At 67.3% G+C, this 26,924-nt stretch carries 19 protein-coding genes and 2 pseudogenes; 9 read left to right on the top strand and 12 right to left on the bottom strand.

Translation table 11 applies throughout. The features are described 5' to 3' along the window. Positions 1–51 precede the first annotated feature (51 nt). Positions 52–885, top strand: a complete 834-nt coding sequence (locus IEW15_RS12625; RefSeq protein ID WP_188578382.1) for an aldo/keto reductase — start codon at positions 52–54, stop codon at positions 883–885. Positions 886–1,019: 134 nt separating this feature from the next. Here the strand turns inward: IEW15_RS12625 and IEW15_RS12620 are convergent, their stop codons facing one another. After that, positions 1,020–1,751, bottom strand: a complete 732-nt coding sequence (locus IEW15_RS12620) for a nitroreductase (RefSeq protein ID WP_229708061.1) — start codon at positions 1,749–1,751, stop codon at positions 1,020–1,022. Positions 1,752–1,997: 246 nt separating this feature from the next. Between IEW15_RS12620 and IEW15_RS12615 the strand changes: the two genes are divergently transcribed. From IEW15_RS12615 to IEW15_RS12590, 6 genes are all read left to right on the top strand, one after another. Next, positions 1,998–3,944 carry a sensor histidine kinase gene (locus IEW15_RS12615; RefSeq protein WP_188578380.1) on the top strand — a complete coding sequence of 649 codons (1,947 nt, stop codon included), beginning with the start codon at positions 1,998–2,000 and terminating at the stop codon, positions 3,942–3,944. 102 nt (positions 3,945–4,046) lie between these two features. After that, positions 4,047–5,705, top strand: a complete 1,659-nt coding sequence (locus IEW15_RS12610; protein WP_229708060.1) for an ABC transporter substrate-binding protein — start codon at positions 4,047–4,049, stop codon at positions 5,703–5,705. Next, complete coding sequence (locus tag IEW15_RS12605; RefSeq protein ID WP_188578378.1) at positions 5,702–6,754, top strand: ABC transporter permease; 1,053 nt, start codon at positions 5,702–5,704, stop codon at positions 6,752–6,754. Before IEW15_RS12610 ends, IEW15_RS12605 begins: the two co-directional genes overlap by 4 nt. Positions 6,755–6,801: 47 nt before the next feature. Further along, positions 6,802–7,701: an ABC transporter permease gene (locus IEW15_RS12600; RefSeq protein ID WP_188578462.1), complete on the top strand. Its 900-nt coding sequence runs from the start codon at positions 6,802–6,804 to the stop codon at positions 7,699–7,701. After that, entirely contained in the window at positions 7,698–8,597 is a 900-nt protein-coding gene (locus IEW15_RS12595; RefSeq protein ID WP_188578376.1) for an ABC transporter ATP-binding protein, read from the top strand. Before IEW15_RS12600 ends, IEW15_RS12595 begins: the two co-directional genes overlap by 4 nt. Continuing rightward, positions 8,594–9,379: an ABC transporter ATP-binding protein gene (locus IEW15_RS12590; protein WP_188578373.1), complete on the top strand. Its 786-nt coding sequence runs from the start codon at positions 8,594–8,596 to the stop codon at positions 9,377–9,379. Before IEW15_RS12595 ends, IEW15_RS12590 begins: the two co-directional genes overlap by 4 nt. Here IEW15_RS12590 and metC read toward each other — a convergent pair. From metC to IEW15_RS12550, 7 genes and pseudogenes are all read right to left on the bottom strand, one after another. Then, entirely contained in the window at positions 9,362–10,531 is a 1,170-nt protein-coding gene (gene metC, locus IEW15_RS12585; protein WP_229708058.1) for a cystathionine beta-lyase, read from the bottom strand. The two genes, IEW15_RS12590 and metC, sit on opposite strands and share 18 nt — an antisense overlap. Further along, positions 10,528–12,855 carry a molybdopterin-dependent oxidoreductase gene (locus IEW15_RS12580; protein ID WP_188578372.1) on the bottom strand — a complete coding sequence of 776 codons (2,328 nt, stop codon included), beginning with the start codon at positions 12,853–12,855 and terminating at the stop codon, positions 10,528–10,530. The genes metC and IEW15_RS12580 overlap by 4 nt, the downstream gene beginning before the upstream one ends. A 67-nt stretch (positions 12,856–12,922) precedes the next feature. Next, positions 12,923–13,969, bottom strand: coding sequence for a M14 family metallopeptidase (locus tag IEW15_RS12575; protein WP_188578369.1), 1,047 nt, complete (start codon positions 13,967–13,969; stop codon positions 12,923–12,925). Beyond that, positions 13,966–15,851: pseudogene (locus IEW15_RS12565) on the bottom strand (TRAP transporter permease). Before IEW15_RS12565 ends, IEW15_RS12575 begins: the two are co-directional and overlap by 4 nt. A gap of 197 nt (positions 15,852–16,048) precedes the next feature. Next, positions 16,049–16,750, bottom strand: coding sequence for a TAXI family TRAP transporter solute-binding subunit (locus IEW15_RS12560; protein WP_188578363.1), 702 nt, complete (start codon positions 16,748–16,750; stop codon positions 16,049–16,051). Between the two features lie 2 nt (positions 16,751–16,752). Continuing rightward, positions 16,753–17,037, bottom strand: a complete 285-nt coding sequence (locus IEW15_RS12555) for a TAXI family TRAP transporter solute-binding subunit (RefSeq protein ID WP_188578361.1) — start codon at positions 17,035–17,037, stop codon at positions 16,753–16,755. 197 nt (positions 17,038–17,234) lie between these two features. Next, positions 17,235–18,032, bottom strand: a complete 798-nt coding sequence (locus tag IEW15_RS12550) for an IclR family transcriptional regulator (protein WP_188578359.1) — start codon at positions 18,030–18,032, stop codon at positions 17,235–17,237. Between the two features lie 195 nt (positions 18,033–18,227). Here IEW15_RS12550 and IEW15_RS12545 point away from each other — a divergent pair, with 195 nt between their 5' ends. After that, positions 18,228–19,148 carry a DMT family transporter gene (locus tag IEW15_RS12545; protein WP_229708057.1) on the top strand — a complete coding sequence of 307 codons (921 nt, stop codon included), beginning with the start codon at positions 18,228–18,230 and terminating at the stop codon, positions 19,146–19,148. Between the two features lie 89 nt (positions 19,149–19,237). Here the strand turns inward: IEW15_RS12545 and IEW15_RS12540 are convergent, their stop codons facing one another. The 3 genes from IEW15_RS12540 to IEW15_RS12530 are packed head-to-tail and all read right to left on the bottom strand — an operon-like array spanning position 19,238 to position 24,324. Beyond that, positions 19,238–19,744, bottom strand: coding sequence for an acetone carboxylase subunit gamma (locus IEW15_RS12540; protein ID WP_188578357.1), 507 nt, complete (start codon positions 19,742–19,744; stop codon positions 19,238–19,240). A 57-nt stretch (positions 19,745–19,801) separates the two neighbouring features. Beyond that, the gene (locus tag IEW15_RS12535; protein ID WP_188578356.1) at positions 19,802–22,120 is read right to left on the bottom strand and encodes a hydantoinase B/oxoprolinase family protein; all 2,319 of its coding nucleotides are present in this window, start codon (positions 22,118–22,120) and stop codon (positions 19,802–19,804) included. Positions 22,121–22,170: 50 nt separating this feature from the next. Further along, positions 22,171–24,324, bottom strand: a complete 2,154-nt coding sequence (locus tag IEW15_RS12530) for a hydantoinase/oxoprolinase family protein (protein ID WP_188578354.1) — start codon at positions 24,322–24,324, stop codon at positions 22,171–22,173. A gap of 401 nt (positions 24,325–24,725) precedes the next feature. On the opposite strand from IEW15_RS12530, the gene IEW15_RS12525 reads away from it, so the two are divergent. Continuing rightward, positions 24,726–26,636: a sigma-54-dependent Fis family transcriptional regulator gene (locus IEW15_RS12525; protein WP_188578352.1), complete on the top strand. Its 1,911-nt coding sequence runs from the start codon at positions 24,726–24,728 to the stop codon at positions 26,634–26,636. Positions 26,637–26,654: 18 nt separating this feature from the next. Here the strand turns inward: IEW15_RS12525 and IEW15_RS12520 are convergent. Next, positions 26,655–26,870 (bottom strand): annotated as a pseudogene (locus tag IEW15_RS12520) (hydrolase); the annotation flags it as partial. Between the last annotated feature and the right edge of the window lie 54 nt (positions 26,871–26,924).

Raw genomic sequence — 26,924 nt, 5'->3', positions numbered from 1 at the left:
GCGGCCCTGCCGATCGCCGCGGTGACCGACCTGACATACCTGGAGAGATCCATGCCTCAGCAGACCATCATCGACGTCAAGGGTGCCCGCGTGCCGGCGCTGGGCTTCGGCACCTGGCAGATCACCGGCCGCGCCTGTGTCCGGGCCGTGCGCACGGCGCTGGAACTGGGCTATCGCCACATCGATACCGCGCAGATCTATGATAACGAGGCCGAGGTGGGCGAGGCGCTGGCCGAGTCGCCCGTCGACCGCAGCGAGGTCTTCCTGACCACCAAGGTCTGGTATGAGCGCCTTGCCGCCGGCACCCTTGAGGCGTCGGTGGACGAGTCGCTCAAGAAGCTCGCGGTCGATCAGGTCGACCTGCTGCTGATCCACTGGCCCAATCCCAAGGTCGATCTGGCAGAGACCATGCGGGCGCTGGAGGCGGTGAAGGCCGCTGGTCGCGCCCGTCTGATCGGGCTCAGCAACTTCCCGGTCGCGTTGATGCGTCGCGTGGTCGAGGAACTGGGCGTCGACGTCGCGGCCGATCAGGTGGAGTACCATCCTTATCTGAACCAGACGCCGGTGATCGATTATGCCCGGGCCCATGGCATGATGGTCACCGCCTACAGCCCGCTCGCCCGCGGCAAGGTTGCCGACGATCCGGTGATCCGCGAGATCGCCGAAGCGCATGGCGCAAGCCCGGCGCAGATCGTGCTGCGCTGGCTGATCGATCAGCCTATGGTCAGTGCCATCCCCAAGGCCGGCAGCGAGGCCCATATCCGTGCCAATCTGGCCGCCCTCGACATCACGCTCAGCGATGCGGATCGCGCCCGCATCGATGCCCTGCGCGGCAATGGCCGGATGATCAATCCATCCTTCGCCCCGCAATGGGACCCGGCCTGACCGGACCTGACCGGGCTGGCGCTGTACCGGGCCGGCGCTGTCCGACAAAAGCAGAAGGCGGCGCGGCTCTGGCCCCGCCGCCTTCCGCCCTTGATCTGCCGCCATCGCCACCGGCGGGGCGCCGGCACGCGCGGTCAGTCGGGAAAGCCCAGAAACCGTGCGAAGCCTTCCACCGGTTCGCGCGGGGTTTCCAACCGGGCGGTGACGTCGTCGGGGTCGGCATGACCGATGGCGATGCCGCAGACGATCTGCTCGCCCGGGTCCAGCCCCGCCACCTCGCGCAGCACGTCGTCATAGGTGGCGAGTGCGGCCTGCGGACAGGTCTGCAGCCCCATCGCCTCGGCGGCGATCAGCACCTGGCCCACGAAGATGCCGACATCCACCCAGGATCCCTGTTCCATATCGCGATCAATGGTGATCAGCAGGCCCACCGGCGCGTCGAAAAAGGCGTAGTTGCGCCGTTCCTGTGCCTGCATGCGGTCGACATCGCCGCGCCCGATACCCAGCAGGCCATAGAGCGACCAGCCCAGCGCCCGCCGCCGCTCCTGATAGGGCGCGCGCCACTTTACCGGGTAATAAGTATAGCCCCAACTGGCGCGCGGGCTGCCGGCTGAATGATCGGCGGTCATGGCCGCGACCGCACGGGCGCGGGCCTCGCCGGCCAGAACATGCACTTTCCACGGCTGAATATTCGATCCGCTGGGCGCGCGCGCGGCCAGGGCCAGGATTTGCTCGATCGTCTCGCGCGCCACCGGGTCGGCCCGGAATGCGCGTGTGCTGCGCCGGCCGGCCATCGCCTGGCCGACGGTTGCGGCTGCGGCGGCGACGGCAGCAGTCATGCGGTCTGGATTTTCGGTTTTGGTCATGTCGCTTGTCCATGATTCCTTTATTCTCAGCAGGCAGAATGCCATGAAACGTCATCGGCCGCGCTGTTTCAGCGCAGGCCGGCGGCAATAGCAGGCCAACATGCGGCTGCACCGATCGTCGGCTCGGAATGTTCGGACGATGGCATGTGGGATGGCGTGGAAAGACGGCGGTGGGGTGCCCTTGGATCGGGAGCCTTGCCGGCAGATGGTATCGGTGCACGGCGGCCGCAGAGGGTCTGGACGCAAATGTTCGAATTCACCGGAGCGGGCCATGACCATTTTGCGTCGAGCAGCCTGCAGCCATGGCTGGTCGCCTTGTCGCTGATGATCGCGTTCCTGGCCTCCTGTGCGGCGCTTCAGACGGCGGCGCGGATCGGCGAGGCACGCGGGCGGATGCGGATGCTGTGGATCGCCGCCGGCGGCTTCGTGCTGGGCGGCGGCATCTGGTCGATGCATTTCATCGGCATGCTGGCCCATGAAGTACCGTTTCCGGTCAGTTATGATCTGACCCTGACCGTGCTGTCGCTGCTGCTGGCGGTCGCCCTGACCACGGTCGGCCTGGTGCTGGTCAGTCGCGAGAAGATCGGGCCGCTCACGCTTCCCGGCGCCGGGCTGCTGACGGCATCAGGCGTGGCCGGCATGCATTACATGGGTATGGCGGCGATGCGGATGCCGGCGCGCCTGCTCTATGAACCCTATATGTTCGGGTTCAGCCTGCTGGTCGCATTCGTGGCCGCCACGGCGGCCCTTGGTATCGCGCGCCGCAGGACCGGCCTGTTCATCAGGCTTGCGGCGGCACTGGTCATGACGGTTGCCATTGCCGGGATGCATTATGCCGGCATGGCCGCGGCGCGTTTCGAGCCCCAGCCGACCATAGCACTCGGCAAGCTGCTGTTTCTTGAAGCGAATTATCATGCGATCCGGCCCGAGGTCATGGCGGTGTTCGTGGCCTTGGGCGCGATCCTGGTTGTGGTGATCATCATCGCCTCGGCGGCCGTGGACAAACGCTTCGCCATCTCGGCCGCCCGCGAGGCCGAGGCGTTGCGGCTGGGCCAGCAGCGGATGGCCGCGCTGCTGGAGAACGCCACCGACCTGATCGTGGTCACCAGTGACGGAGCCACGGTGCTTGAGGCGGCCGGCCCTCATGAACTCGCAAAAGCCGCGCTCGGCTGCAACATCGCCGATCTTGCGGTGCCTGATGACGGCATCCGGCTGACCGGGCTGGTGGCATTGGTGGCCGGCGGCGCCTGCACCTCGGCCACCGACGAGATCCGCATCGACCTGGCCGGGCGGGGCGCGCGCGCCTGCGACGTGCTGGTGCGTGATCTTCGCCACGATCGCGCGGTCGGCGGATTGGTGATCAGCTTTCATGACGTCGAGGAGCGCAGCGCCGTTCAGGCCGCGATGGCCGAGGCACGGGACATGGCCGACAGCGCCAGCCGGGCGAAATCCCGTTTCATTTCGATGATGAGCCACGAGCTGCGCACGCCGCTTGCGGCGATTCTGGGCTATGCCGACCTGATCGGCGCCCGGATGCACGGCCCGCTGGGTGCCGCCGCCTATGACGGCTATATCGACGAGATCGGCCGCGCCGGTCGCCGGCTGATCACCATGGTCGACGCGATCATCGGCCTTGGCCGGATCGATGGCGGCGAGGAGGTGGTGGAACTGCGCCGGGTGGAGGCGCAGGGCCTGCTGCGTCTGGCGGTGCGCACCGCAGCCGAGAAGGCGCGCCGGGCGGGTGTCCGGCTGGAGCATGTCGACACTGGTCCGGTTCATGTGCTGGCCGACCCGCGCTGCTGCACCCGGGTGCTCGACCATCTGTTCGACAATGCCATCAAGTTCACCGAAGCGGATGGCGAGGTGGTGGTTCTGGTCGAGGTCCGGCCCGACGGCATCGCCGCCCTGACCATCAGCGATACCGGCATCGGTATTCCGCCGGAAAGTCTGGCCCATGTCGCCGAGCCGTTTTTTCAGGCCGATGACGGGCTGTCCCGACGATTCGAGGGCGCCGGGCTGGGGTTGACCATTGCCAAAGCCCTGACAGAACTTCAGGGCGGCACCATCGACATCGACAGCACCTATGGATTCGGCACCACGGTGCGGCTGTGCCTGCCGATCGCGGCTGCCCGGGATCTGGCCGGCGCCTGCGATGACCGGCCGGACACCGCCGAGGAGACGGCGATCGGTTGACCGGTCCGTCGCGCGCGGGCTTGGCGCAGACGGCATCGATGCTTCATGATGCAGGCGATGAATTGTGATTGTGTCGGGAGTTCAGAAGCGGTGACCGATCTCATGACTGCTGACCGCACGCAGCCCGCCAGCCGCGTGTCGAGGCGAGACGGCGTCTGGTCGCGCCTGCGCCAGTTCGCTCTGGCGGTGGCCCTGCCGGTTGTGATGGTCCTGGCGGTGCCGGGCATGGCGCCGGCGCGGGCGGCGACGCCGCCCGACACGCTGGTGATGGCCCATTACATCGACGATATCGCGACCTTCGATCCGGCCGAGAGCTTCGAACTGGCGACCGGTGAAATCCTCAACAACGTCTATCTGCGCCTGACCGTGCCGGACCCGCAGGACTTCACGAAGATCCAGGGCGGGGCCGCCGAGCGCTGGGCGATCTCCGATGACGGACGGACCTTCACCTTCACCATGCGCCCCGGCGTCACCTTCCAGAGCGGCCGGCCGCTGACCGCCCATGATGCCGCCTTCTCATTGCAGCGGGTGGTGAAGCTGAACAAGGCGCCGTCCTTCATCCTGACCCGGCTGGGCTGGACGCCCGAGACGGTTGACCAGATGGTGGTGGCGCGTGACGATGCGACGCTTGAACTGACCATGGGCGAGGTCTTCGCCCCGAGCTTCGTGCTCAACAGCCTGTCGTCGAGCATCGGGGCGGTGGTCGATCACGTCGAGGCGCAGGCACATGAGGTCGACGGCGATTTCGGCAATGGCTGGCTGAAGACCAACAGTGCCGGCAGCGGTGCTTATCGGCTGATCACCTGGCGGCCCAAGGAAGCCGTGGTGCTGGAGGCCAATCCGGATTTCTATGCCGGCGCGCCCAGGCTCAAGCGGGTGATCATTCGCCATGTGCCCGAGCCGACCGCGCAGCGGCTGCTGCTGGAAAAGGGCGATGTCGATATCGCCCGCCGGCTTGGCACCGAGCAGTTGAAGGGCATCGCCGGTAATCCCGACCTGAAGGTCGAAACCGAGCCCAAGGCCACGATCTATTATCTGGCCCTGAACCAGAAGGTCGAGGCGCTGACCGACCCGAAGGTGCGTGCGGCGATGCGCTGGGCGATCGATTATGACGGCATCGCCTCCACCCTGCTCGACGGGCTGTACCGGCCGCATCAGGCGATCCTGGGCGCCGGCAGCTTTGGCGCCCTGACCGACCGGCCCTATGGGCGCGACGTCGACAAGGCCCGGGCGCTGATGGCGGAGGCCGGCTATGCCGATGGCTTCGACCTGAAGCTCGACGTCTCGGGCACGGCCCCCTATCGCGACATCGCCCAGGCGCTGCAGTCCAATTTCGCCGAGATCGGCATCCGGGTCACGCTGGTGACCGCCGATACCCGACAGGTGCTGACCAAATACCGGGCACGGGCGCATGAGGCCCTGCTGATGTACTGGTCGCCCGATTATGGCGACCCGAATTCCACGGTCGATTATTTCGCCCGCAACCCCGACAACAGCGAGGGCGGCACTGCCAAGACCATCGCATGGCGCAACACCTGGAAGAATGACGAGATCGGCGGGCTGGCGGAAGCCGCGGTCGGCGAGCGCGACACCGAGGCCCGGGTGGCGCTGTATCAGGATATCCAGCAGCGGCTGCGCGAGGAGGGGCCGGTGATCGTGATGTTCCAGCAGACCGAGCCCACCGCCATGCGCAAGCCGGTGAGCGGCTGGATTTCGGGCCCGGCCTTCGACACTTATATCTACTGGCAGGTCACCAAGTGAGGGCAGGACCGCCTGTTGCCGGCCGGTCGTCGATCAAGGCCGCGGCCGGTCTGGTGGTCGGTCTGGCGGTCACCCTGCTGGGGCTGGTGGTGGTGACCTTCCTGATCGGCCGGGTGGTGCCGATCGATCCGGCGCTGGTGGTGGCGGGCGACCGCGCCGGCCCCGCGGCTTATCAGGCGGCGCGCGTGGCGCTTGGCCTCGATCTGCCGCTTTATGAACAATTGCTGCTCTATCTGTGGAACGTGCTGAACGGCGATCTGGGCCGGTCGACCATGACCGGATTGACGGTTGCCGAGGATGTGGCGCGGGTGTTTCCGGCAACGGTGGAACTGGCCATGGCCGGCACGATCATCGGCGTCGGGTTCGGCGTGCCGATGGGGGTGATCGCCGCCGCCCGCGCCGGACGGCTGGCCGATCATCTGGTGCGGGCGGTGGCGCTGGTCGGCTATTCGGTGCCGGTGTTCTGGCTGGGGCTGGTGGGGCTGCTGGTGTTCTATGCCCGGCTCGGCTGGGTGGCCGGCCCCGGCCGGCTGGACGTGGTCTGGGCCTATACGATCCCGGAGGTCACCGGCTTCGTGCTGATCGATACCCTGCTTGCGGGCGAGCCGGCGGCGATGCTCGACGGCTTTCGTCACCTGATCCTGCCGGCGGCAATCCTGGGCTATTTCTCAATGGCTTATGTCGCCCGGATGACCCGGTCGCTGATGATCGAACAACTGGGGCAGGATTACATTCTGGCGGCCCGCGCCAAGGGTGCGCCCGAGGCGCTGATCCTGTGGGGGCATGCCTTCCGCAATATCCTGGTGCCGCTGGTCACCGTGGTGGCGCTGACCTTTGCCCATCTTCTGGAAGGCGCGGTGCTGACCGAAACCGTCTTCGCATGGCCCGGTATCGGGCTGTATATCACCCAGGCGCTGTTCGCCGCCGATATGAACGCGGTGCTGGGCGGCACCCTGGTGGTGGGCGTGGCCTTCGTGCTGATGAACCGCGCGGCCGACCTGGTCCACCGCCGGCTGGACGCGCGATTGCGCAGTGAGGCGGCGCGATGACACCCGGTGAAATGGCGTCAGGAGGGCGGCTGTCGGTCATCGGCCGTATGGCCCGCCATGCCGCCCGCACCCCGCGCAGCCGGGCCGAGGCGCGCCGTCTGGCTATGTTCGGCCTGCTGGCGCGCGCGCTCGGCAATCCGGCCACGGTTGTCGGCGCATTGATCGTGGCACTGCTGCTGGTGATGGCGGCGGCCGCACCGGTGATCGCAACCACCGATCCTCTGACGCAGGATCTGACCGCGCGGCTGCTGCCGCCCGATGCCACGCACTGGCTGGGCACCGACCATCTTGGCCGCGACATCTTCGCGCGGGTCGTGCACGGCGCCAGGCTCACCTTGGCCGTGGTGCTGTCGGTGGCGGTTCTGGTCGGGCCGGTGGGGCTGGCGATCGGCATTGCCGCCGGCTATTTCGGCGGCTGGATCGATACCGTGCTGATGGGGCTGACCGACATCGTCATGGCCTTTCCGCGGCTGGTGCTGGCCCTGGCCCTGGCAGCGGTTCTGGGACCGGGGATCGAGAACGCGATCGCGGCGATCGCGGTCACCGGCTGGCCACCCTATGCGCGGCTGGCGCGGGCCGAGGCGCGGCTGGTGCGGGGGCGCGATTTCGTGCAGGCGGCGCGGCTGGCGGGTGCCTCCGATCTGCGGATTCTGGCGTCGCATGTGGCGCCGCTCTGCCTGTCATCGGTGATCGTGCGGCTGACCCTGGATATGGCGGGCGTGATCCTGATCTTCGCCGGGCTTGGTTTTCTGGGGCTGGGCGTGCAGGCGCCGGCGCCGGAATGGGGGGCGATGGTGGCGACGGGGCGCGATTACATCATCGATCAATGGTGGGTGGCGACCCTGCCGGGCGTTGCCATCTTCATCGTCAGCATGGGCTTCAACCTGCTGGGCGATGGCTTGCGCGACGTGCTGGACCCGCGCGGCCGCACGGGGAGCGGTTCATGACCGGCGGTGATGGTGTGGATCGGGCCGGGCGGCCGGACTGGCTCGACATTCAGGATCTGTCGGTGGCCTTTCCCGGTCCCGACGGCATGGTTCAGGCAGTGCGCGGCATCAGCCTGTCGATGGCGGCGGGGGAAAGGCTGGCGATCGTGGGAGAGAGCGGGTCGGGCAAATCGATCTCGATGCGCGCGGTGATGGGCTTGCTGCCGCATCAGGCACGGGTCCAGGCCACCCGTCTCGCTTTCGACGGCATCGATCTTCTGGCCGGCCACGCGATGCGGCGCCTGCGCGGCCGGCGCATCGCCATGGTGTTGCAGGACCCGAAGGCGGCGCTGGACCCGGTGATGACCGCCGGTGCCCAGATCGCCGAGGGCCTGCGCCTGCATCGCGGCCTGCGCGGCCGGGCCGCCAGGGCCGCGGCGCTGGATCTGCTCGACCGGGTGCGGATCGACGGCCCCGCACGGGTGCATGATCTGTATCCGCATCAGATGTCGGGCGGTATGGCGCAGCGGGTGATGATCGCGATGATGCTGGCCGGTGAACCGGAATTGCTGATCGCCGACGAGCCGACCTCGGCGCTGGACGTGTCGGTGCGCGGCGAGATTCTGGCGCTGATCGACGGGCTGGTGCGCGACCGGGCGATGGGGCTGGTGCTGATTTCTCATGATCTGGATCTGGTCGCGGCCTTCACCGACCGGGTGGCGGTGATGTATGGCGGCCGGATCATGGAGACACTGCCGGCGGACGGGCTTGCCCATGCCCGCCATCCCTATACCCGTGGGTTGATCGGCTGCCGGCCGCGACTGGATGCGCGCGTGGCACCTCTGCCGGTGCTGGTGCGCGATCCGCGCTGGCTGACCCCGTCGCCGGGTGCTGGTACCACGGGAGACGCGTCATGATCGCCATCCAGTCCCTGACCATCCGCTTCAGCGGCCTCGCCGCGGTCGACGATGTGTCGCTGACGGTGGGCGAGGGCGAGGCGGTGGGCGTGGTCGGGGAAAGCGGCTCCGGCAAGTCGACTCTGCTCCGGGCGGTGGCCGGGCTGGTGGCACCTGATGCGGGGCGGGTGCTGCTGAACGATCGGCCGGTGGTGGCGACGGATGGCGGCGGTGCCGCGCGCGGGCTCGTCGCCCGGCGGGCGCGGGCGCGGCTGATGCAGATGGTATTTCAGGACCCGTCGACCGCGCTGCATCCCCGCCACACGGTCGATCGCATCCTGGCCGAACCGCTGGCGATCCACGGCATCGGCGATACCGAGCCGCGGATTCTGGGGGCGCTGGCCGATGTCGGGCTGGATGCGGCGCTGCGTTTCCGCTTTCCGCATCAGTTGTCGGGTGGGCAGCGCCAGCGGGTGGCGATCGCGCGTGCCCTGATCCTGGAACCACGGGTGCTGCTGCTCGACGAACCGACCTCGGCGCTGGATGTGTCGGTTCAGGCCGAGGTGCTGAACCTCCTCGACGGGTTGCGGACCGCCCGTGGCCTGACCGTGCTGATGGTGGGCCATGATCTGGCGGTGGTGGCGCATCTGTGTTCGCGGGCATTGGTGATGCATCGCGGGCAGGCGGTGGAAACGCTCACCCGCGACGACATCCATGCCGGCCGTGCCACCGCACCCTATACCCGGGCGCTGCTGGCGGCCGCCCGTGATCCACGCGTGTCGGGTTCAGCCGCCAAGGGCTAGCATCGCGGCATCCAGATCGGCGATCAGGTCATCCGGGTCTTCCAGGCCGATATGCAACCGCAGATGGATGCCGGAGCGGATATCGGCATCGGCCCTGCGGTTCGACAGGTCGCAGATCAGCGCCAGGCTTTCGAACCCGCCCCACGACGCGCCGATGCCGAACAGGTCCAGCGCGTCGACCATCGCCTCCACCCGCGCCCGAGGGACATCGGCGTGGAAGGCGACCGTCATCAACCCGGCGGCGGCGGTGAAATCGCGGGTGAACAGCGCATGGCCGGCATCGCCTGCGCGCGGCGGATACAGCACGTCCGCGATCTCGGGCCGTGCCGCCAGATGGTTCGCCACCGCCATTGCGTGGCGGCCATGGGCATCGAAGCGGATCGGCAGGGTCCGCACGCCGCGCAGTGCCAGCGCGCAGTCATCGGCTGAGACCACGGTGCCCAGGGTCAGCCAGCTATCGTGCAGGGTCTGGTAGTGGGCCTCGGTGGTGGTGACCGTGCCCATCATCACATCGGAATGGCCGCAGACATATTTGGTCGCGGCCAGGATCGAGAGATCGGCGCCATGAGCCAGCGGTTGGAATGCCCAGCCACTGGCCCAGGTGTTGTCGACCGACAGCAGCGCGCCGGCATCATGGGCGATATCGGCCAGCGCCCGGATATCCTGCATCTCCATGGTGAAGGAACCGGGGCTTTCGGCGTGGATCAGCCGGGTTTCCGGCCGGATCAGATCGGGGATGTCCGACCCGTCGGGGCGGTAGTAATCCACCTGGATGCCGCGCGCTTCCAGATGGCGGGCAAACAGCCGCCGCACCGGCTGATAGACGCTGTCGGTCACCAGCACATGATCGCCAGGCTTCAGGAAGGCGAGCATGGCGCCGGCGACCGCCGCCTGTCCGGATGGATACAGCTTGGCGCCGAAGCCGCCTTCCAGATCGGCGATCACGTCTTCCAGCGCGAAGGCGGTGGGGGTGCCGCGCACGCCATAGGTGAACAGCCGCTCGGTGTCGCGGCGGCGGCGGGCATCGGCCATCTGGGCGGTGCTGTCGAACAGCACGGTCGAGGCGCGCACCACCGGGTGGTTGACGGTGCGCGGCCCGTGGCCGGTTCTCTCGGGCCGCCCCAGATGGATCAGGCGTGTGCTGCGCTTCACGATGCGGCCTCCTGGCGGCGAGGGGTCATGACCGGCGGCTCGAATGCGGTCACCGCCGGCGGCGTGCCGTCGAAGACCTCGATCTCGACCAGGGTAGAATGGGCACTCGGCGCCTGCGAGACCGCGGATGTCGGCCGGTCGGCGGTCAGCACGTTCGGGTTGCCATGCTTGTCCAGGCTGCCGGGGGTGGACGGGTCGACCGGGTCATACCAGGCACCGGTCGCAAGTCTGACCACACCCGGCATGACATCCGCCGAAACCACGGCACCGGCCAGCGTGGCGCCGCGATCGTTGAACACCCGCACGATCATGCCGTCGCCGATGCCCCGGCGCGCGGCGTCGTCGGGATGGATGACCACCGGCTCGCGACCCTGGATCTTGGCACCGGTGCTCAGCCCCGCCGGATCGAGCTGGCCATGCAGGCGGGTCGCCGGCTGATGGCTGATCAGGTGCAGCGGATAGCGCCCGGCCAGATCGGCGCCCAGCCATTCATCGGGCGCGATCCAGACCGGATGGCCAGGGCAATGGGCATCGCCGAACGACGCCACACGGTCCGAGTGCAGTTCGATCAGGCCCGATGGCGTGCGCAAGGGATGAGCGGCCGGGTCGGCACGCAGATCGGCGAACATGGTGTAGGGCGCATCGGGTTCGGGAACCTCGACCATGCCTGATTGCCAGAAGCTGTCGAAATCGGGGAAATCGATGCCGCGCGCCGCGTTGGCCGTCGCGGCCTCGGCATACAGCGCCCGCAGCCAGGCCATCTCGTCGCGGCCTTCGGTGAAGGCGTCCTCGATGCCCAGACGTCGGGCGAGGCTTGAGAAGATGTCATAGTCGTTGCGGGCCTCGCCCAGCGGCTCGATCGCCTTGTGCATCGCCAGGATGAAGCGGTCGCGGCCGCTGGCGCCGATATCGTTGCGTTCCAGCGTCGTGGTCGCCGGCAGCACGATATCGGCATGGCGGGCGGTCGCGGTCCAGAACTGTTCATGCACGACCACGGTTTCCGGGCGCCGGAAGGCGGTGACCAGCCGGTTCAGATCCTGATGGTGATGGAACGGATTGCCGCCGCACCAATAGACCATCCGGATATCGGGATAGGTCATGTCCTGGCCGTTATAGCGATAGGCGCCGCCGGGGTTCAGCATCATGTCGCTGATCCGCGCCACCGGGATATATCGCCCGGTCTGGTTGCGGCCCAGGCCGATGCGGGGCGAGGCCATCGGCTGGCGCGGCGCGCCCATATTGCCCAGCGACGCCAGTCCCAGCGCGAAGCCGCCGCCGGGCAGGCCGACATGGCCGGCCATGCAGGCCAGCGCGATCGCCGCCCACAGCGCCTGCTCGCCACGATCGGCCCGCTGCAGCGACCACGACACATTGACGAACGACCGCTCGGCCTTCAGCGCCAGCGCCAGCGCGCGGATGGTCGCGGCCGGCACGCCCGAAATGGCCTCGGCCCATTCAGGGGTCTTGGGTGTGCCGTCCTCGTCGCCGCGCAGATAGGCGAAGACACGCTCGGCGCCGACGGTGCAGCGGTTCAGGAAATCCTGATCGGCCAGCCCCTGATCCAGCAGAACCCCGGCCATGGCCAGCATGACCGCGGTATCGGTGTTGGGCCGGATGGTCTGCCATTCGGCGCCGGGCGGCACATCGGCCTTTGATGGCGTGATGCAGACGATGCGGATGCCGGCCTCGCGCATCCGCTCCAGCCAGAGTGTTCCGGTATGCACACCATTGCCGCCGGCCTCGATCTGAAGATTGATCCTGGGCAGGCCGCCGAAGCACACCATCAGCCGGCAATGTGCGGCCAGCCCGTCCAGCGACGACACCGGCCCCTGGACCGCCTCGATCGTTCCCAGGATGTGGGGAAGGATCGTGATCGCAGTGGTATAGCTGTAATTCTGAACCTGATCAATGAAGCCGCCGCCGGCGTTCAGGAACCGGTGCAACTGCGACTTGGCATGATGGAAGCGGCCGGCGCTCGACCAGCCATAAGAGCCGCCGAAGATCGCCTCGCCGCCATGGTCGCGACGCACGCGCGCCACCTGGCCCGCGACCATGTCCAGCGCCTCGTCCCATGGCACGGCCACGAAATCATCGGCACCACGCCGGTCGTGGCCGCGATCGGCGCCGCCCTCCAGCCAGCCGCGCCGCACGGCCGGCCGGGCCACCCGGATGCGATGGTTCACGGCATCCGGGGTGGTGGCGACCATCGGCGAGGGATAGGGGTCACCCTCACGCGGGATCGCCTCCACCAACCGGCCATCGCGGACGATGGCGGTGAAGGAACCCCAATGGGCGGCATGCGGAACGCGGCGGATATCGGACATGGAAGCGGGCATCTCACTCAAGGCCAGGGCAGAGAGGGGCGGCGGGGGCCGGACATGGCAGACCGTTTCACGCGCCCGGCAGCTGCCGTTCCTCCCAGGCGGTGGCAACGAAGCCGATCCGGTCGCCGGTCGCGACCACCGGGTCACGGCGGGCGGCGATCACCAGCACCGGCTCGGCGAAGGTCACGGTGTCGACGATATCGCCGAAAATGTCGGTGATCACCCCCAATGCCTGTCCGGGGGGTAGAATATCGCCGGGCGTGCAGGCGGCGCGGAACAGCCCGCCGCGGTCGGCGGTGACGTGGCGGCGCTTCAGCACCTTGCGGACCCGACCGCCGGGCGCCGGTCGCGACCAGCCGTCGGCGTCGTCGCCGGTGCCGTCGAACATGCCCAGCTCGACAGCGCTCCGCCGCAGGCCGATGACGCCCTGATGGACATAGGGCCATTCGATCCGGCTGCGGGCGCCAAGCTCCACCATGAAGGCCGGCTTGCCCAGGGCCTGGAACTGATAGTCGATGGCGCCGCTGATATTGCCGGGCAGTTCGTCCGCGGCCTTCACTGTCGGCATCAGGCAGACGACGCTGGGATCATAGAACGACAGATGCCGCAGCAGCAGGTCTTCGGCCACCGGCGCGTCTGGATGCAGCTTGTAGACGCCATAAGGCAGGGCTTCGAAATGCGCGGTCAGGGTGTGCAGGCTGATCAGGCAGTCGCCAACGCGGGCGACATCATCGAACAGCCGGGCCGCGACCCGCTGCGTGGTCAATCCTTGAGCCGCGCCGGGGAATTGCTGATCGATGTCCAGCCCGTCCTGTGGGGCTGTCTTGGTGCGGGCATCGAAGGCCAGCGGATTGGCGGTGGGGATAACGATACAGGCACCGCGCATCCGGCCGAGGTCCAGCGTGCGGATGAATTCCAGCGCCGCCAGCGTACCGTTCACCTCGTCGCCATGAACGGTGGCCGTCACCCACAACACAGGGCCGTCATGGCGGCCACGGGCCAGCAGATAGGGCAGCGAAATCTCGGCGCCGGAGGCCGTGTTGCCGACGGGCAGGCGGCCCTTGTCGCGGCTGGCGGGGGCCAGCCGGGCAAGATGGTCGGTGATCGCGGTCACGATGGGGTGTTTCTCCTGTCGGGGGTCGCGGCCGGTGCGGCGGCGGGGCCGCTCCGGCGGATATCGATGGTCAGCAGCAGCCAGAACAGCCCGAAGGTCGCGGCGACGATCGCCAACTGGATGATGCGGTCGAAGTGCTCCGATGGCAGCAGGATCGCGGCGAACAGCAACGCGGCGGCGCGGGTCCGCCCCGACAATGGCACGCGGAACCAGCCGATCGAGGCAATGGCGATCGCCACGATCGACAGGGCCATCAGCACGCAGACATAGAGGATGTCGGGAAGGCTGCCCTGGGCCAGAAATTCAGGATGGTCGATGAAGACATAGGGGATGGCGAAGACCGGAAGGCCCAGCCGTACCGCGTTCATGCTGGTGCGCCATGGATCGGCATTGCCGACGGCTGCGGCCGCGAACGAGGCGACGGCGAGCGGTGGTGTGATGTTCGAGATCACGGCATAATAGAAGATGAACATGTGCACAGCGATCGGGACCACGCCGAAATCAAGGCCGGCGCCAGGATCACCGTCAGCACGATATAGACGGCACTGGTCGGCATGCCCATGCCCGTGCCCACCGCCACCACCATGGTCAGCGCCAGGGCCAGCGGCAGGATGCCGTGCGAGGTCTCGATGATGATCGTGGCCATGCGGTAGCCAAGCCCGGTCATCGACACCACGCCGACGATGATGCCGCCGACCGCACAGGCGGCGGTGATCGGCACGATCAGCTTGGGTGCCGTGATCAGCGCATCGGCGAAGATGGCGAGCAGGCCGCGCACGCCCTTGCGGCGGTCGAAGATGATGATCATCGCGGCCAGCATGCCGATGGCCCAGACCCCGGCGCGGGCCGGGGTATAACCCGCCACCAATGCCCAGACCATGAAGATCACCGGCACCAGCAGATAGCCCTGTGCCTTCAGCACCGGCCAGGCGCGGGGAATTTCCTCGTCGGCCGCTGGGCGCAGGTTCAGACGCCGGGCTTCCAGGTCGACCATGATGAAGACCGAGGCGAAATAGAACAGCGCCGGCAGGATCGCCGCCATCATGATATCGCCATAGGGAACGCCCAGGGTTTCCATCATGATGAAGGCGGCGGCCCCCATGATCGGCGGCATGATCTGGCCACCGGTCGAGGCGACGGCCTCCACACCGCCGGCGAAGGGGCCGCTGAACCCGCCACGTTTCATGGCCGGGATGGTGAGGCTGCCGGTGGTGACGACATTGGCGGTGGAACTGCCCGACAGCATTGAGAAGAAGGCCGACGAGACCACGGCGGCCTTGGCCGGACCGCCGACGATGCGGCCGGTCAGGGCGCGGGCGAGCTGGGTGAAGAACTCGCCGGCGCCCGAGGCCACCAGCAGGGCGCCGAACAGCACGAACAGGAAGATATAGCTGGCGGTCACCGCCAGCGGCACGGTCCAGATCCCGTCGACCGTCAGGTACATCTGCTCGATCACCCGGTCGACCGAATAGCCGCGATGCCAGAACGGATAGGGCAGCAGGTCACCGATCTGGGTATAGATCAGGAACACCGCGGTGATCACCACCATCGGCCAGCCGATGCTGCGCCGCACGGCATCCAGAACCGCCAGGATCAGCAGCGCGCCCAGCACGCGTTCGCTGGTCAGCAGCCGGGTCATGTATTCCATCCGCTCCGAGATGCGGACATTGTCCATCACCAGGAACAGCGTCGCGGCGATGATCGCCAGCAGCATCAGCAGATCCCAGCCCAGGCCCAGCCAGCGCCGGGCACCGGCTTCCGGCGCGCGCATCGAGGCCGCGAGCAGCAGCATGACCGCGAAGGCCAGCAGCAGATGGACCGGGCGATAGGCGAGCGCCGGCGGCTCGCCGAACACACCTGCCCAGATGTGGAACAGTGACATGCCGATCGCCACGGCATGGGCCATGTGGCGCAGCACAGGCCGAAGGCCGCCGCGTGCGGCGGGCCCTCCGCCGGTGTCGTTGGCGGTGGTCATCCTGAGGTCTTCTTCCGTATCGGGAAACGCGCGCAATGATCTGAAAAATCGGACGGAAGCAGCCCCGGTGCCCTCGCCGGGAACCGGGGCCGTCTCCCGCAAGGTCACTTCGCGGCGACGCCGGCTTCTTCATAGGCGCGCAGCGCGCCCGGATGGATGGTGATGCCGGGCATGCGCGCCATGTCGGCCGGCTCCAGCCGGGCCAGCGAGGCATGGGCACCCTGAAGACGCTTGAACTTCTCGATCAGGGTGCGGGTCAGCCAATAGGCCTCGTCGTCGGACATGTCCTCGGACGCGATCATCATCATCGAGGTGCCGACGGTCGGCACGGCCGCATCCTGGCCGGGATAGGTGCCGGCCGGAATCTCGGTGCGGACATAGCCGGGGTTGAGGCTCTGGAGCTTCTCGGCCAGCGCGTCATCGATGGTCAGGAAGGTGATGTCCGACGAATTGGCAAGCTCGGTGAAGAAGCTCGCCGGATAATTGGCGACCGAGATCATGCCCACCGCGTGGCGGTCCTTGATCTGGTCGGTCTGGAAGCTGAGCCCGCCGCGCACCAGGTCGATGCCGGCGGGGTCGATGTCGCTGGCGGCCAGCATATCGTCGAAGATCAGCGCGGTCGCCTGACCCACGGGCTGGGACGCGAAGCGCTTGCCCTTGAGATCGGCCAGAGATCCCACGCCCGCGTCACGGGCAACTGCCACATGCGCCAGCATCGACGTGAACGAGGCGATGCCGCGGACGTTGTCGATCGGCTCCTGGAAGGGCGGCTTGCCGGCCTTGGCGACGCTGGGCACGATGCTCATGGTCAGGCCATCTCGCCCATGCCACGCGACACGCCGACGACATTCGAGGTGCCGCCGCCCATCTCGGCATTGGCGCGCACACCCTCGTCGCCCAGGATGGCGGCGACACCGGCGGCGGTGGCGAAGAACGAGCTGCCGGTCGGGCCGGCCAGGATGGTCAGCGATTTGGGCTTGGTGCCCTCATCGGCGGCACCCGCCGTGCCGGCGGTCAGGATCGGGGTCGCGGTCAGGGCCAGGGCCGCGATGGCGGCGGCGCCGAGCAGGCGGCGATTGAACGTCCGGGTCATGAAGCCTCACATCTCTTTGATCTTGATGGGCTGCGTCTTGCGCGGTGGCAGTGCCTGCGGGGGCGTGGCACCGGCAGGGTGCGCGGCGATGCCGGCTGCCATGGCGGCCGGCGGGCGATGGTGACGACCGGCCGCGCACTCCCATGCGTCGGCCGACCGGTTCGGGGCGGTTGATCAGTCGATCGCGTCGACCGATGTCAGGCGCTCTCGGCACGGCGGAATTCGGCCGGCGCGCCACCGAAGGGATAGGTTTCGGCGCCCAGACGGAACGACAGGCTGCGGGCGGCGCTGTGCAGCTCGGCCACATGGATGTCGGCCGCTGCCGGGTCATAGCTCTGCTGTGGCATGATGAAGCTGAGTGCCGCCCGGATCTGTTCGGTCTCACCGAAGACCGGCACCGCCAGTGCCACCAGCCCCGGCGCGCTTTCGCCGGCAGTGACGGCGCTGCCGCATGCGCGGACGGCCTGAAGGTGAAGGGCCAGGGCATCAGGGTCGGTGATGGTCTTGGGCGTGATCTGGGGCAGGCCGTGCACCGCGATCATCCGTGCCAGCACCTCGGGCTCGTCATAGGCGGTCAGGATCTTGCCGGCGGCGGTGGCGTGGAATGGCACCGACATGCCCACCCGCCAGCGGCTGTCGACGAAGAACTGTCCTTCGACCGCCATCAGATGGAACACGGTGTCGGCCTCGCGCACTGTCAGCACGGCCGAATGGCCCGACCGGTCGGCGATCTCGCGCATGATCGGCAGCGCCTGACGGGTCAGGCCATGGGTCTGGGCATAGGCGACGCCGACCAGAAAGCTCATCGGCCCGACCCGGTATTTGCGGGTGACGGGATCCTGCTCAAGAAAGCCCTGGTCGCGAAAGGTGCTGAGCACCTTCGACACCTGGCTTTTCGCAAGGCCGGTGCGCTCGCAGATGTCCGAGATGCCGAGCGGCTGGCGGGTGGTGGCAAAGCTGCCATAGATCGCCAGCGCGGAGGTCAGTGATTTCATCAAAATGTTTCCTATTGGGAAATCATGTTTCCAAATAAGCTTAAGCCCCTCCATTCATGCCTGTCAATCATGTCCTGCATGCATGGGTCGGTCGCCTTGCCGCCTGGTTGAAAACCGCGTATGACCAATAGAACAAGGGTGTTGCGGCACGATATCGCCACCCGGAGGAAATGCCTGAAGGAGACCCCCGACCTCATGGCGAGCACGAGCGAGGGCGCTATGCGCCCGGCGCCGCGCGGCCGGCTGGATGCTGGCGCCGCGGCGATGATGGTGGTGCTGTGCGCCTGCTGGGGCCTGCAACAGGCGATCGTGAAACTGGCGGTTGCCGATGGCGCGGCACCCTTGTCCCAGGCGGCTCTGCGCTCGGTCGGCGCCACGCTGATCGTGGGCGTGGTGGTGCTGGGACTGGGGCGGCGGCGCGGTTTCGTGCCCACCGGCACGGTTCTGCCGGGCATCGGCGCCGGGTTGCTGTTCGCGCTGGAATTCGCGCTGCTCTATACCGGCGTGTCGCTGACCACCGCCTCGCGCGCCATCATCTTCCTGTACGTGGCGCCCTTCGTGGTGGCGATCGGCGGCCATCTGATGCTGCCGGGCGAAAGGCTGGGCCGCTGGCAGGTGCTGGGGCTGATCTCGGCCTTTGCCGGGATCATCGCGGCCTTCGCCGATGGGCTGTTCGCGGGTGGCGGCTCGCTGCTCGGCGACCTGCTGATGGTGGGCGCCGCCATCGCCTGGGGGGCGACCACACTGCTGATCAAGGCCAGCACGCTGTCGCGGACCGCACCGCTGGTGACCTTGCTCTATCAACTGGCGGTCTCGGCCGTGGCCCTGCCGCTGCTGGCGCTGGCCCATGGCGCCGACCTGGCAATTCCGCTGACGACCACGGTCGTGTTGTCGATGGGCTTCCAGATCGTGATCGTCGCCAGCCTGTCCTATCTGGGCTGGTTCGTGCTGATCTCACGCTATCCGGCGTCGCGGCTGTCGGCCTTCAGCTTCCTCACCCCGCTGTTCGGCGTGGCCGCGGCCGCCCTGATCCTGGGCGATACGCTCACCCCCGCCTTCGCGCTCGCCATGGTGCTGGTCGCCGGCGGCATCTGGATGGTCAACCGGCCGGGCTGACGGATGCCGGCAACGACGATGGCGGCGGCCGGATTGATCCGACCGCCGCCAGGCTGCTCTGCCGTCATGGCGTTCCGGGCGACAGGCGCCTATGCCCCGGCGCGTTCCGGCACATCGAGCCCCAGCCAGTCCTTGTAGAAGGTTGGAATGTCCGGCTCGAAATCATGCAGGACGGGATACCACGGCGTCGGTGCCTCGACGTCGAGCAGCACGCCGCAACTGGGGCAGCAATATTCGCGATAGACCTGCCAGGACGGGTCCGGGGCCATCAGCTTCGGATAGACCTCGTTCATCGCCTCGACGGTTTCGCGGACATGGATCAGGGCTTCGAGCTTCCAGTTGCGGTCATGATCGCAGAACACATGGCCGCAGCCGCATTTGATCTTCCAGGCCTTGTCCTGATCCTGAACGATGAACAGATGCGGGCCCAGCGGCAGCAGGATGCGGTCGGGCCATGCGGCGCGCTCCTGAAGCACGGCGATGAATTTCACGAACCGGTCGGCATCCTTGGGGCTCGACAGCATCCGGTGGACGACATCCCAGTCCAGCCGTCCGTCGACCAGATCCGCGACCTGCTTCTTGGTGTAGTTCGACATTGCGACATCCTCACAAGATCGTGTGTCAGAACAGGGGAATGAGGGGGGCGGCGCCGCTCATTCCTCGACCAGCCGGATGGTCGTCACATCGGGCAGGGCCGACAGATCCATGCGATGCTTCGACCCGAAGGACGGGATGCCAAGCTCGCTCTCGACGATCGTCCAATCGTCGGGAAGATCCCAGAACCGGCGGAAATCATTCAGGAACTTGCCCGACAGTCCGAAGCTGGTGGCAAACATGTGCCGCACCTGCAGCGAGGCCTGCTTGTCCAGGATCCGGCGGCGTTCATCGGCCATCCAGTCGCGGGTCGGGCGGCTGCGGGCGATGCGGTCGCGGCGCATCTGCGCGCGGCGTTCGGCCGTGGCCGCGGCATCGACTTCCCAGCGGCCACCGCCCACCTTCATGGCAACGGCGCCATGGACCGAGGCCGCATAACGCGGCAGCAGGGCGCGTTCGTTCAGATCCTTCTCGATCGAGGCCGGGTCGCGGTCCAGCGGATCGCCGAAGCCGGGCCCGCCACGGATATAGTTCAGATACAGGTCGTGGTTCTCGAACACCGCCTCGGTGGTCATCGCCTGATGGTCGCGCTTCACCCGCGCAGCCGGATCGATCCGGTTCTCGTAATCCGGATTGTCGGGGTCGGTATCGGCGCCGAAGGGCAGGGGCTCGCCATTGGCGATCCGGCGGGCAAGGCCGGTGTCATGGGCTTCGAAGCGATAGCCGGTCGCCGATGGATAGCCGCCCATCAGGCCCCAGTCGCTGACCATGTAGCCATTGCCCATGAAATACATGGTCCAGTCCTCGGCCTTCCACACCATGCGCAGGGTCTCGAAGCCGCAGCCGCCGCGATACTGGCCATAGCCGCCGGAATTGGCCTTCACATTGCGGCCCAGATAGATCAGGGGCTCGGCCAGCTCCCAGATCTCCATATCGCCCATGTCACCTTCGGGGTTCCAGATCGCGGCGGCGTGGTCCAGCCCGTCCTTGATCGCCGAGGCGCCGGTGCCGGTGGCGGCGGTCTCGAAGCTGTTGACCGCGTGGACCTCGCCATCCTGATTGATGCCGCCGCCCTGCAGCCAGTTCGAGGTGTTGCCGTTGCCGGCATTGACCTCTTCCAGATAGCCACGGCCGTAATAGGCGGTGGAGACGCCGCGCCACAGCGCGCTCCAGCTCGACACCAGGAAATGCCAGGCATAGGCATGCCCCGTGCGCCGGTCGTCGGGGTTCATCCAGGTGCCCTTGGGCAGCCGGAACTTGGTGCCGTAATAGGCGCCGTCATTGATCCGCTCGGTCGGCACCAGGGTCTGGGTCATCATCACCCAGATGCCGCTGGTGAAGGCGACCTGATTGGCGTTGTAGGTGTGCCAGCCCCAGCGGCTGGCGCCCTCGAAATCCAGCCTCCAGGTGGCATCGGCATTGATCGTCATCTCGACCGGCGCATGCATGATGCTGTCGATCTTGGCGAAGGCCGAGGGGCAGCCGATATCCTCGTGGGCATAGGGCACGTCGACGAAGGCGACCTTGCGATAGGTGCCGGGAATGGTCATCGCCTTGACCCGGCTTTGCAGGCCACGGCGGCCTTCTTCAATGACTTCGTAGGCGAAGCTCTCCCAGTGGTCGACCCCCTGTTCCGCCAGAACCTCCTCCACCAGATCGCGGATCATATGGCAGCCGGCGATGCGGGTGCGCTCGTCCAGGATCCAGTATTTGGTGGTGCGCACCGAGCGCTGGCTTTCGTGCAGCCAGTCGCGCAGCGGCACGTCGTTGATGCCGGTCTTGCGGCAGGTGACCTGATAGCCGTCGCCGAAGCGCTGGATCTGGCCGGTCGACATCGAGCCGGGACCGACCGAGCCGGTATCGATCACATGGGTGACGCCACCCACCCAGCCGACCAGCTTGTCCTGCCAGAAGATCGGCACGATGGTGGCGATGTCGCAGGGATGGACATTGCCGATCGAGCAGTCGTTGTTGGTGAACATGTCGCCGGGCGAGATGCCGGGATTGGACTCCCAGCCATTCTCGATCATGTATTTGATCGCGGCCCCCATGGTGCCGACATGGATGATGATACCGGTCGAGGTCAGCACACAGTCGCCGGCGGCGTTATAGAGGGTGAAGCACAGCTCGCCCTCCTGCTCGACGATCGGCGAGGCGGCGATCTTCTTGGCGGTCTCGCGGGCATGAACCAGGCCACCGCGCAGCTTCGAGAACATCTTCTCATAGCCGATCGGGTCGCTCTGCTTCAGGGCCAGCGTCTCAAGGCCGGCGTAGTAGCCGGTCTTCGCCGTCAGATCCAGGATCCGCGCCCGGTTCTCCTTCAGCGTCAGCCCGCCGCGAACCAGACCCTCGCGCCGTTCGGATGACATCACATTCATCTGAGGTGTTCCTTTGATGTCTATGAATGATAAGAAAGATCGGTCGCTGATCAGCCGGCGTCGGTCTCGATCAGATGGAACAGCCGGTGGCTGTCGAGGCGGGTGGCGAAGCCGCGTGGCAGCACGAAGGTCGTGGCCGGGCTTTCCACGATCGCCGGGCCTTCGATGCGATTGCCCGCCTTCAGATCTTCCATCCGCCAGATCACCGCATCTTCCCAGGCGCCATTGCGATAGAAGCGCCGGGTGCCCAGGCGTGCGGTCTCGGGCGGGACCGGGCCGGCATCGGCTTCTTCCGGCAGCACCGGTTTGGTGGTGGCGACGCTGCCGCGCATGATCGCGCCGGTGACACTGAAGCCCAGCTCAGGCGAGCGGGCGGCACTGGCATAGACCCGGGCATAGGTTTCATCGAAGGCGTCGACCAGCTTGTCCCAGTCGGCCGGGGTCTGGGCGGTGGTGATCGGACTGATGATCTCCAGATCGTTCAACTGCCCCAGATACTGCATGCGATAGCCGGGGCTCAGCAGCACGTCCTCGGGCTTGAAGCCGTTGATGGCGAATTCCTCGATCACCCGGTCCGACAGTTCCAGCCAGGCCTGTTGAAGTGTCGCGCAGGCACGGGCCTTGGCGTCGTCGCCGGCATCGGCCGGTATCGCCACGTCGACGCTCTTGTCATAGCGGTATTCGAAATCGGCGGTGGCGCAGCCGAAGGCCGAGAAACCCGCCGCCCAGGCGGGCACGATCACGTCGCGGAAGCCAAGCCCCTGGGTGTAGCCATAGGTGTGCACCGGCCCGGCGCCACCGTACGAGAAGCAGACGAAGTCACCGGGGCTGTAGCCCTTGGCGCTGATCGTCGCCCGCAGATGATCGCGCAGCGACAGGTCGAGCAGTTCGATCACACCGGCTGCCGCCGCCTCGACGCTCAGGCCCAGGGGCCCCGCGATCTGGTCGGCGATCGCCTTGCGGGCCCGTTCGACATCCAGCTTCACGGCCCCGCCCAGGAAGTTGTCGGGGTTGAGATAACCCAGCACCACATGGCAGTCCGAGACGCTGACCGTGTCGATACCGCTATCGGCCCAGCACACGCCGACGCGATAGCCGGCGCTGTCTGGGCCGAGCTTGATGGCACCGGTATGAGGATCCAGGCGGACGAAGCTGCCGGCGCCGGCGCCGACGCTGTCCATGGCGACCAGGGGCAGCGACAGCACCAGCCGCGCCATGTCTGGGTCGGATGCGATGGCGAAATTGCCCTTGGTAATCAGGGCCATATCGAAACTGGTGCCACCGATATCGGAACAGGCGATGTTGTCATAGCCCAGCATCTGGCCCAGGAAGCGCGACCCGATCACGCCGCCGATCGGACCAGACACCAGCGTGCGGGCCAGTTCCTTGGCCTTCCAGCTGATCGTGCCGCCATGGCTGGCCATGACCCGAAGGTCGAAGCGCCCGCCGACCTCGCGCATGCTGTCGCTGATCCGGGTCAGGGTCCGGCGCGACGGCTCGGCGGCATAGGCCTCAAGAATGGTGGTGTTGGTGCGGTGGCTCTCTTTGCGCACTGGGTAGTAATCGACGGACGCGAAGACCGGGATGTCGGCGCCAAGCTCTGCCACCACCTCAAGGCAGATATCGCGGACGCGCCGTTCCGGGGCGCCGTTCTTATAGGAATGCAGCAGGCTGATCACGATCGCCCGTGCGCCGGCCTCGATCAGCTCGCGGGCGGCGACCCGGACCTCGTCTTCCCGCAGCGGAATGACGATCTGGCCCTGGCTGTCGCAGCGCTCGGTGACGCCACGGGTGCGGGATGCCGGCACCAGCGGCTGATCATAGCGGTGGGTGTTCAGATGGATCCGGTCTTCGAAGCCATAGCCCAGATAGCTCTGGATGGCCCGGCCCATGCGGTGATGATCTTCCAGCCCGCGATTGACGATCAGGCCGACATCCAGCCCCTTACGCTGCACCACCCGGTTCAGCATCGCCGTGCCGGAATAGACGCAGGTGACAAGCTCGTCATAGACCGCGCCGACACTGCGGTTCCATTGCTCCAGCGCATCGGCGGAGCTTTCCATCACCGCATGCGCCTCGTTGTCGGGATTGCTCTGCGCCTTGCCGACGACGAAACGGCCGTCGGCACGGACGAAGAACGTGTCGGTCATCGTGCCGCCGGCATCGATGCCCATGACCTGCACGGGAACGCCTGCCTGTTCCATGTTGCCTCCCTCGGGGTGTTCTGGTTCTCCGGCCATTTTTTTCAGCGGCCGGCACGACAGGAATGGCAAGCGCTGTGCCAACGCGTCGCAATGAACGGAACAGGTTGCCCCGATTGGCTTTTTGAAAATGATCGCGATGCAGCATTGCAGCCGCACCGGACGGAGGTTCACGTCCGGATGTCGGTCGACCGTCCGAATTCCGGACGCATCCGGCCGGAGGCGGGGCTAAGCGCGCCCGGATGGTGCCGCCATGGTGGGTGGACGTGTCGCCGGCTTATGGTGCAAACTGCTGATCCAACGATAAAAAGCCGTGTTGGGGAGGACGTCACATGCAAGGGGAGGCACAACCCCCCGGGGGGGCGCCGCCGTTACCCGCCGTGTTCGAGGCCTGGGAAGGGCTGGTGACCGGCCACAACCCGGCGCTGGTCGCTGTGCGTGATGTGATCGGCAGCAGTTGGCGACGCTGCCTCGAAACCGGGGTCGACCCGGCCGGGCGCGAGGCGCCGATGGTGTGCAGCGACGACCGGCTGGGCATGCTGCGCGACCGTGCCGAGGATCTGCGCCGCGCGGCAGCACCAGTGATGGGCGATGCCCGCGCCTTTCTGGCCGAAACCGGCACGATGATGGTGCTGGGCGATCCGCAGGGCGTGGTGCTGGACGTGCAGGGCGACACCCGGACCCGCGACCATGGCGAGGTGATCCGGCTGATGCCGGGCGCCGACTGGACCGAGGCCGCAAGCGGCACCAATGCGATCGGCACGGCACTGGCGCTGGGCGCGCCGGTGCAGATCCATGCGGTGGAACACTTCTGTGCCGGCATCAAGCAATGGACCTGCTCTGCCGCCATCATCCACGATCCGGTCGACCGAAGCCCGCTGGGCGTGCTCGATATCTCCGGGCTGTCGGGGTCGCACAATGCCCATTGCCTGGCGCTCGCGGTCACTGCCGCCGGTCAGATCGAAAGCCGGCTGGCCCGGCGTGAACTCGATATCCGGGCGCGGCTGATCGAAGCAGTGCTCGGCGACAGCCGCTGGCCGATGGACAGCATCGTCGTCTTCGATCATCGCGGGCGGCCGGTGCGGATCGGCGACCGTGCGCGGCTGTTGCTGAAGGATCGCTCCGGCGGTGCCGGCAACCGGGCGCCCGTGCTCACCGATCAAGCCGGCAACCGGCTGCCGGACTGGCTGCGCGCCGAGCGGGTCGAGCCGGTCTTCGATGGCGTGCGGCGGATCGGGTCGATCTGCGTCGTGCCGCAGGGACGGCCGCATCTGGACGGCACCCTTCGCAAGCGCGAGATCGGCGCGGCCAGCGGGGCGGCCGGCATCCGGGAAGGCGGTGCTGCCGATACCGATCCCTTTGCCGGTGTCATCGGCGACAGCCCGCCGCTTCTGAAAGCCAAAGCCACCGCGCGCCGGCTGGCGGGGGTCGACGTTCCGGTGCTGCTGACCGGGCCGACCGGCACCGGCAAGGAGGTGTTCGCCCGCGCGATCCATGGGGCGAGCCCGGCGGCGCGCGGACCGTTCATCGCGGTCAATTGCGGGGCATTGGCCCGCGATCTGCTGGCGTCCGAACTGTTCGGCTATGGCGAGGGCGCCTTCACCGGCGCCCGCCGTGGCGGCATGCCGGGCAAGTTCGAGGCGGCCGATGGCGGCACGCTGTTTCTGGATGAAATCGGCGAGATGCCGCTGGAACTCCAGGCCCATCTGCTGCGGGTTCTGGAACAGGCAAGCGTCGTGCGGGTGGGCGAGGTGCGCGAGCGGTCGGTGCGGGTGCGGCTGGTTGCGGCCACCCATCGCGATCTTGCAGCTGACGTCACCGCCGGCCGGTTCCGGGGCGATCTCTATTTCAGGATCGCGGTCACCAGCATCGATCTGCCGCCGCTTGGCGCGCGCGGCGCCGACATTGCCCGGCTTGCCTGCCATTTTGCGGCCGCCGCCGCTCATCGCCACGGTCTGGTCCGCCGCCAGCCATCCGATGAGGCGCTCGATGTGCTGACCCGTCACGACTGGCCGGGCAATGTGCGGGAATTGCGCAATGTGATCGAGCAGGCAACCATCCTCACCCTGGGCGACCGGATCGACCCGGCCGATCTGCCGCCGGCGATCCGGGCGCTGAATGGCGGCGCGCCGTCGTCATCGGCCGATCCCGCTGAAGCCGTCTGTCGTCTGGATCAGACCGAAGCCGCGGCGATTCTGACGGCGGTGACCCAGTCGGGCTGGAATCTGACCCGGGCGGCGCGGCGGCTCGGCATTGCCAAGAGCACGCTGTATGAAAAGCTTCACCGCCATGGCATTCGCCGCCCGCGGCCATGACCGGGCGGGGCGCGGCTGTCAGGGCAGATCGGCGGGGTCGTCGATGACGGCACGGAAATGATGCGCCCACAGCCGCCGGGCGATGGCGGCGTCGCGGTCGACCGAGGATCCCTGGATGGCGAAGCCGAGCAGGGTGGGGTGGAGGCCGGCATCGAACAGGCGGAAGCCGGCCGCCATCACGCAGGTATCGGCCTGGATGCCGCCGACTAGCAGCCTGTCGGAGTTGACCCCAAGGGTCTGGTTCGATCCGGTTTAGGGGCGTGCGGTGCTTTGATTGTGCGGTGATTT

The sequence above is a fragment of the Tistrella bauzanensis genome, from assembly GCF_014636235.1.
GTDB lineage: Bacteria > Pseudomonadota > Alphaproteobacteria > Tistrellales > Tistrellaceae > Tistrella > Tistrella bauzanensis.
This window is presented reverse-complemented; position numbering and strand designations above follow the sequence as displayed.

Bases quoted from the DNA above. Each gene is read 5' to 3' on its own strand.
- IEW15_RS12625 (WP_188578382.1), top strand. From the start codon at position 52: ATGCCTCAGCAGACCATCATCGACGTCAAGGGTGCCCGCGTGCCGGCG.
- IEW15_RS12620 (WP_229708061.1), bottom strand. From the start codon at position 1,751: ATGACCAAAACCGAAAATCCAGACCGCATGACTGCTGCCGTCGCCGCC.
- IEW15_RS12615 (WP_188578380.1), top strand. From the start codon at position 1,998: ATGTTCGAATTCACCGGAGCGGGCCATGACCATTTTGCGTCGAGCAGC.
- IEW15_RS12610 (WP_229708060.1), top strand. From the start codon at position 4,047: ATGACTGCTGACCGCACGCAGCCCGCCAGCCGCGTGTCGAGGCGAGAC.
- IEW15_RS12600 (WP_188578462.1), top strand. From the start codon at position 6,802: ATGGCCCGCCATGCCGCCCGCACCCCGCGCAGCCGGGCCGAGGCGCGC.
- IEW15_RS12595 (WP_188578376.1), top strand. From the start codon at position 7,698: ATGACCGGCGGTGATGGTGTGGATCGGGCCGGGCGGCCGGACTGGCTC.
- IEW15_RS12590 (WP_188578373.1), top strand. From the start codon at position 8,594: ATGATCGCCATCCAGTCCCTGACCATCCGCTTCAGCGGCCTCGCCGCG.
- IEW15_RS12580 (WP_188578372.1), bottom strand. From the start codon at position 12,855: ATGTCCGATATCCGCCGCGTTCCGCATGCCGCCCATTGGGGTTCCTTC.
- IEW15_RS12560 (WP_188578363.1), bottom strand. From the start codon at position 16,750: ATGAGCATCGTGCCCAGCGTCGCCAAGGCCGGCAAGCCGCCCTTCCAG.
- IEW15_RS12555 (WP_188578361.1), bottom strand. From the start codon at position 17,037: ATGACCCGGACGTTCAATCGCCGCCTGCTCGGCGCCGCCGCCATCGCG.
- IEW15_RS12550 (WP_188578359.1), bottom strand. From the start codon at position 18,032: ATGAAATCACTGACCTCCGCGCTGGCGATCTATGGCAGCTTTGCCACC.
- IEW15_RS12545 (WP_229708057.1), top strand. From the start codon at position 18,228: ATGGCGAGCACGAGCGAGGGCGCTATGCGCCCGGCGCCGCGCGGCCGG.
- IEW15_RS12540 (WP_188578357.1), bottom strand. From the start codon at position 19,744: ATGTCGAACTACACCAAGAAGCAGGTCGCGGATCTGGTCGACGGACGG.
- IEW15_RS12535 (WP_188578356.1), bottom strand. From the start codon at position 22,120: ATGAATGTGATGTCATCCGAACGGCGCGAGGGTCTGGTTCGCGGCGGG.
- IEW15_RS12530 (WP_188578354.1), bottom strand. From the start codon at position 24,324: ATGGAACAGGCAGGCGTTCCCGTGCAGGTCATGGGCATCGATGCCGGC.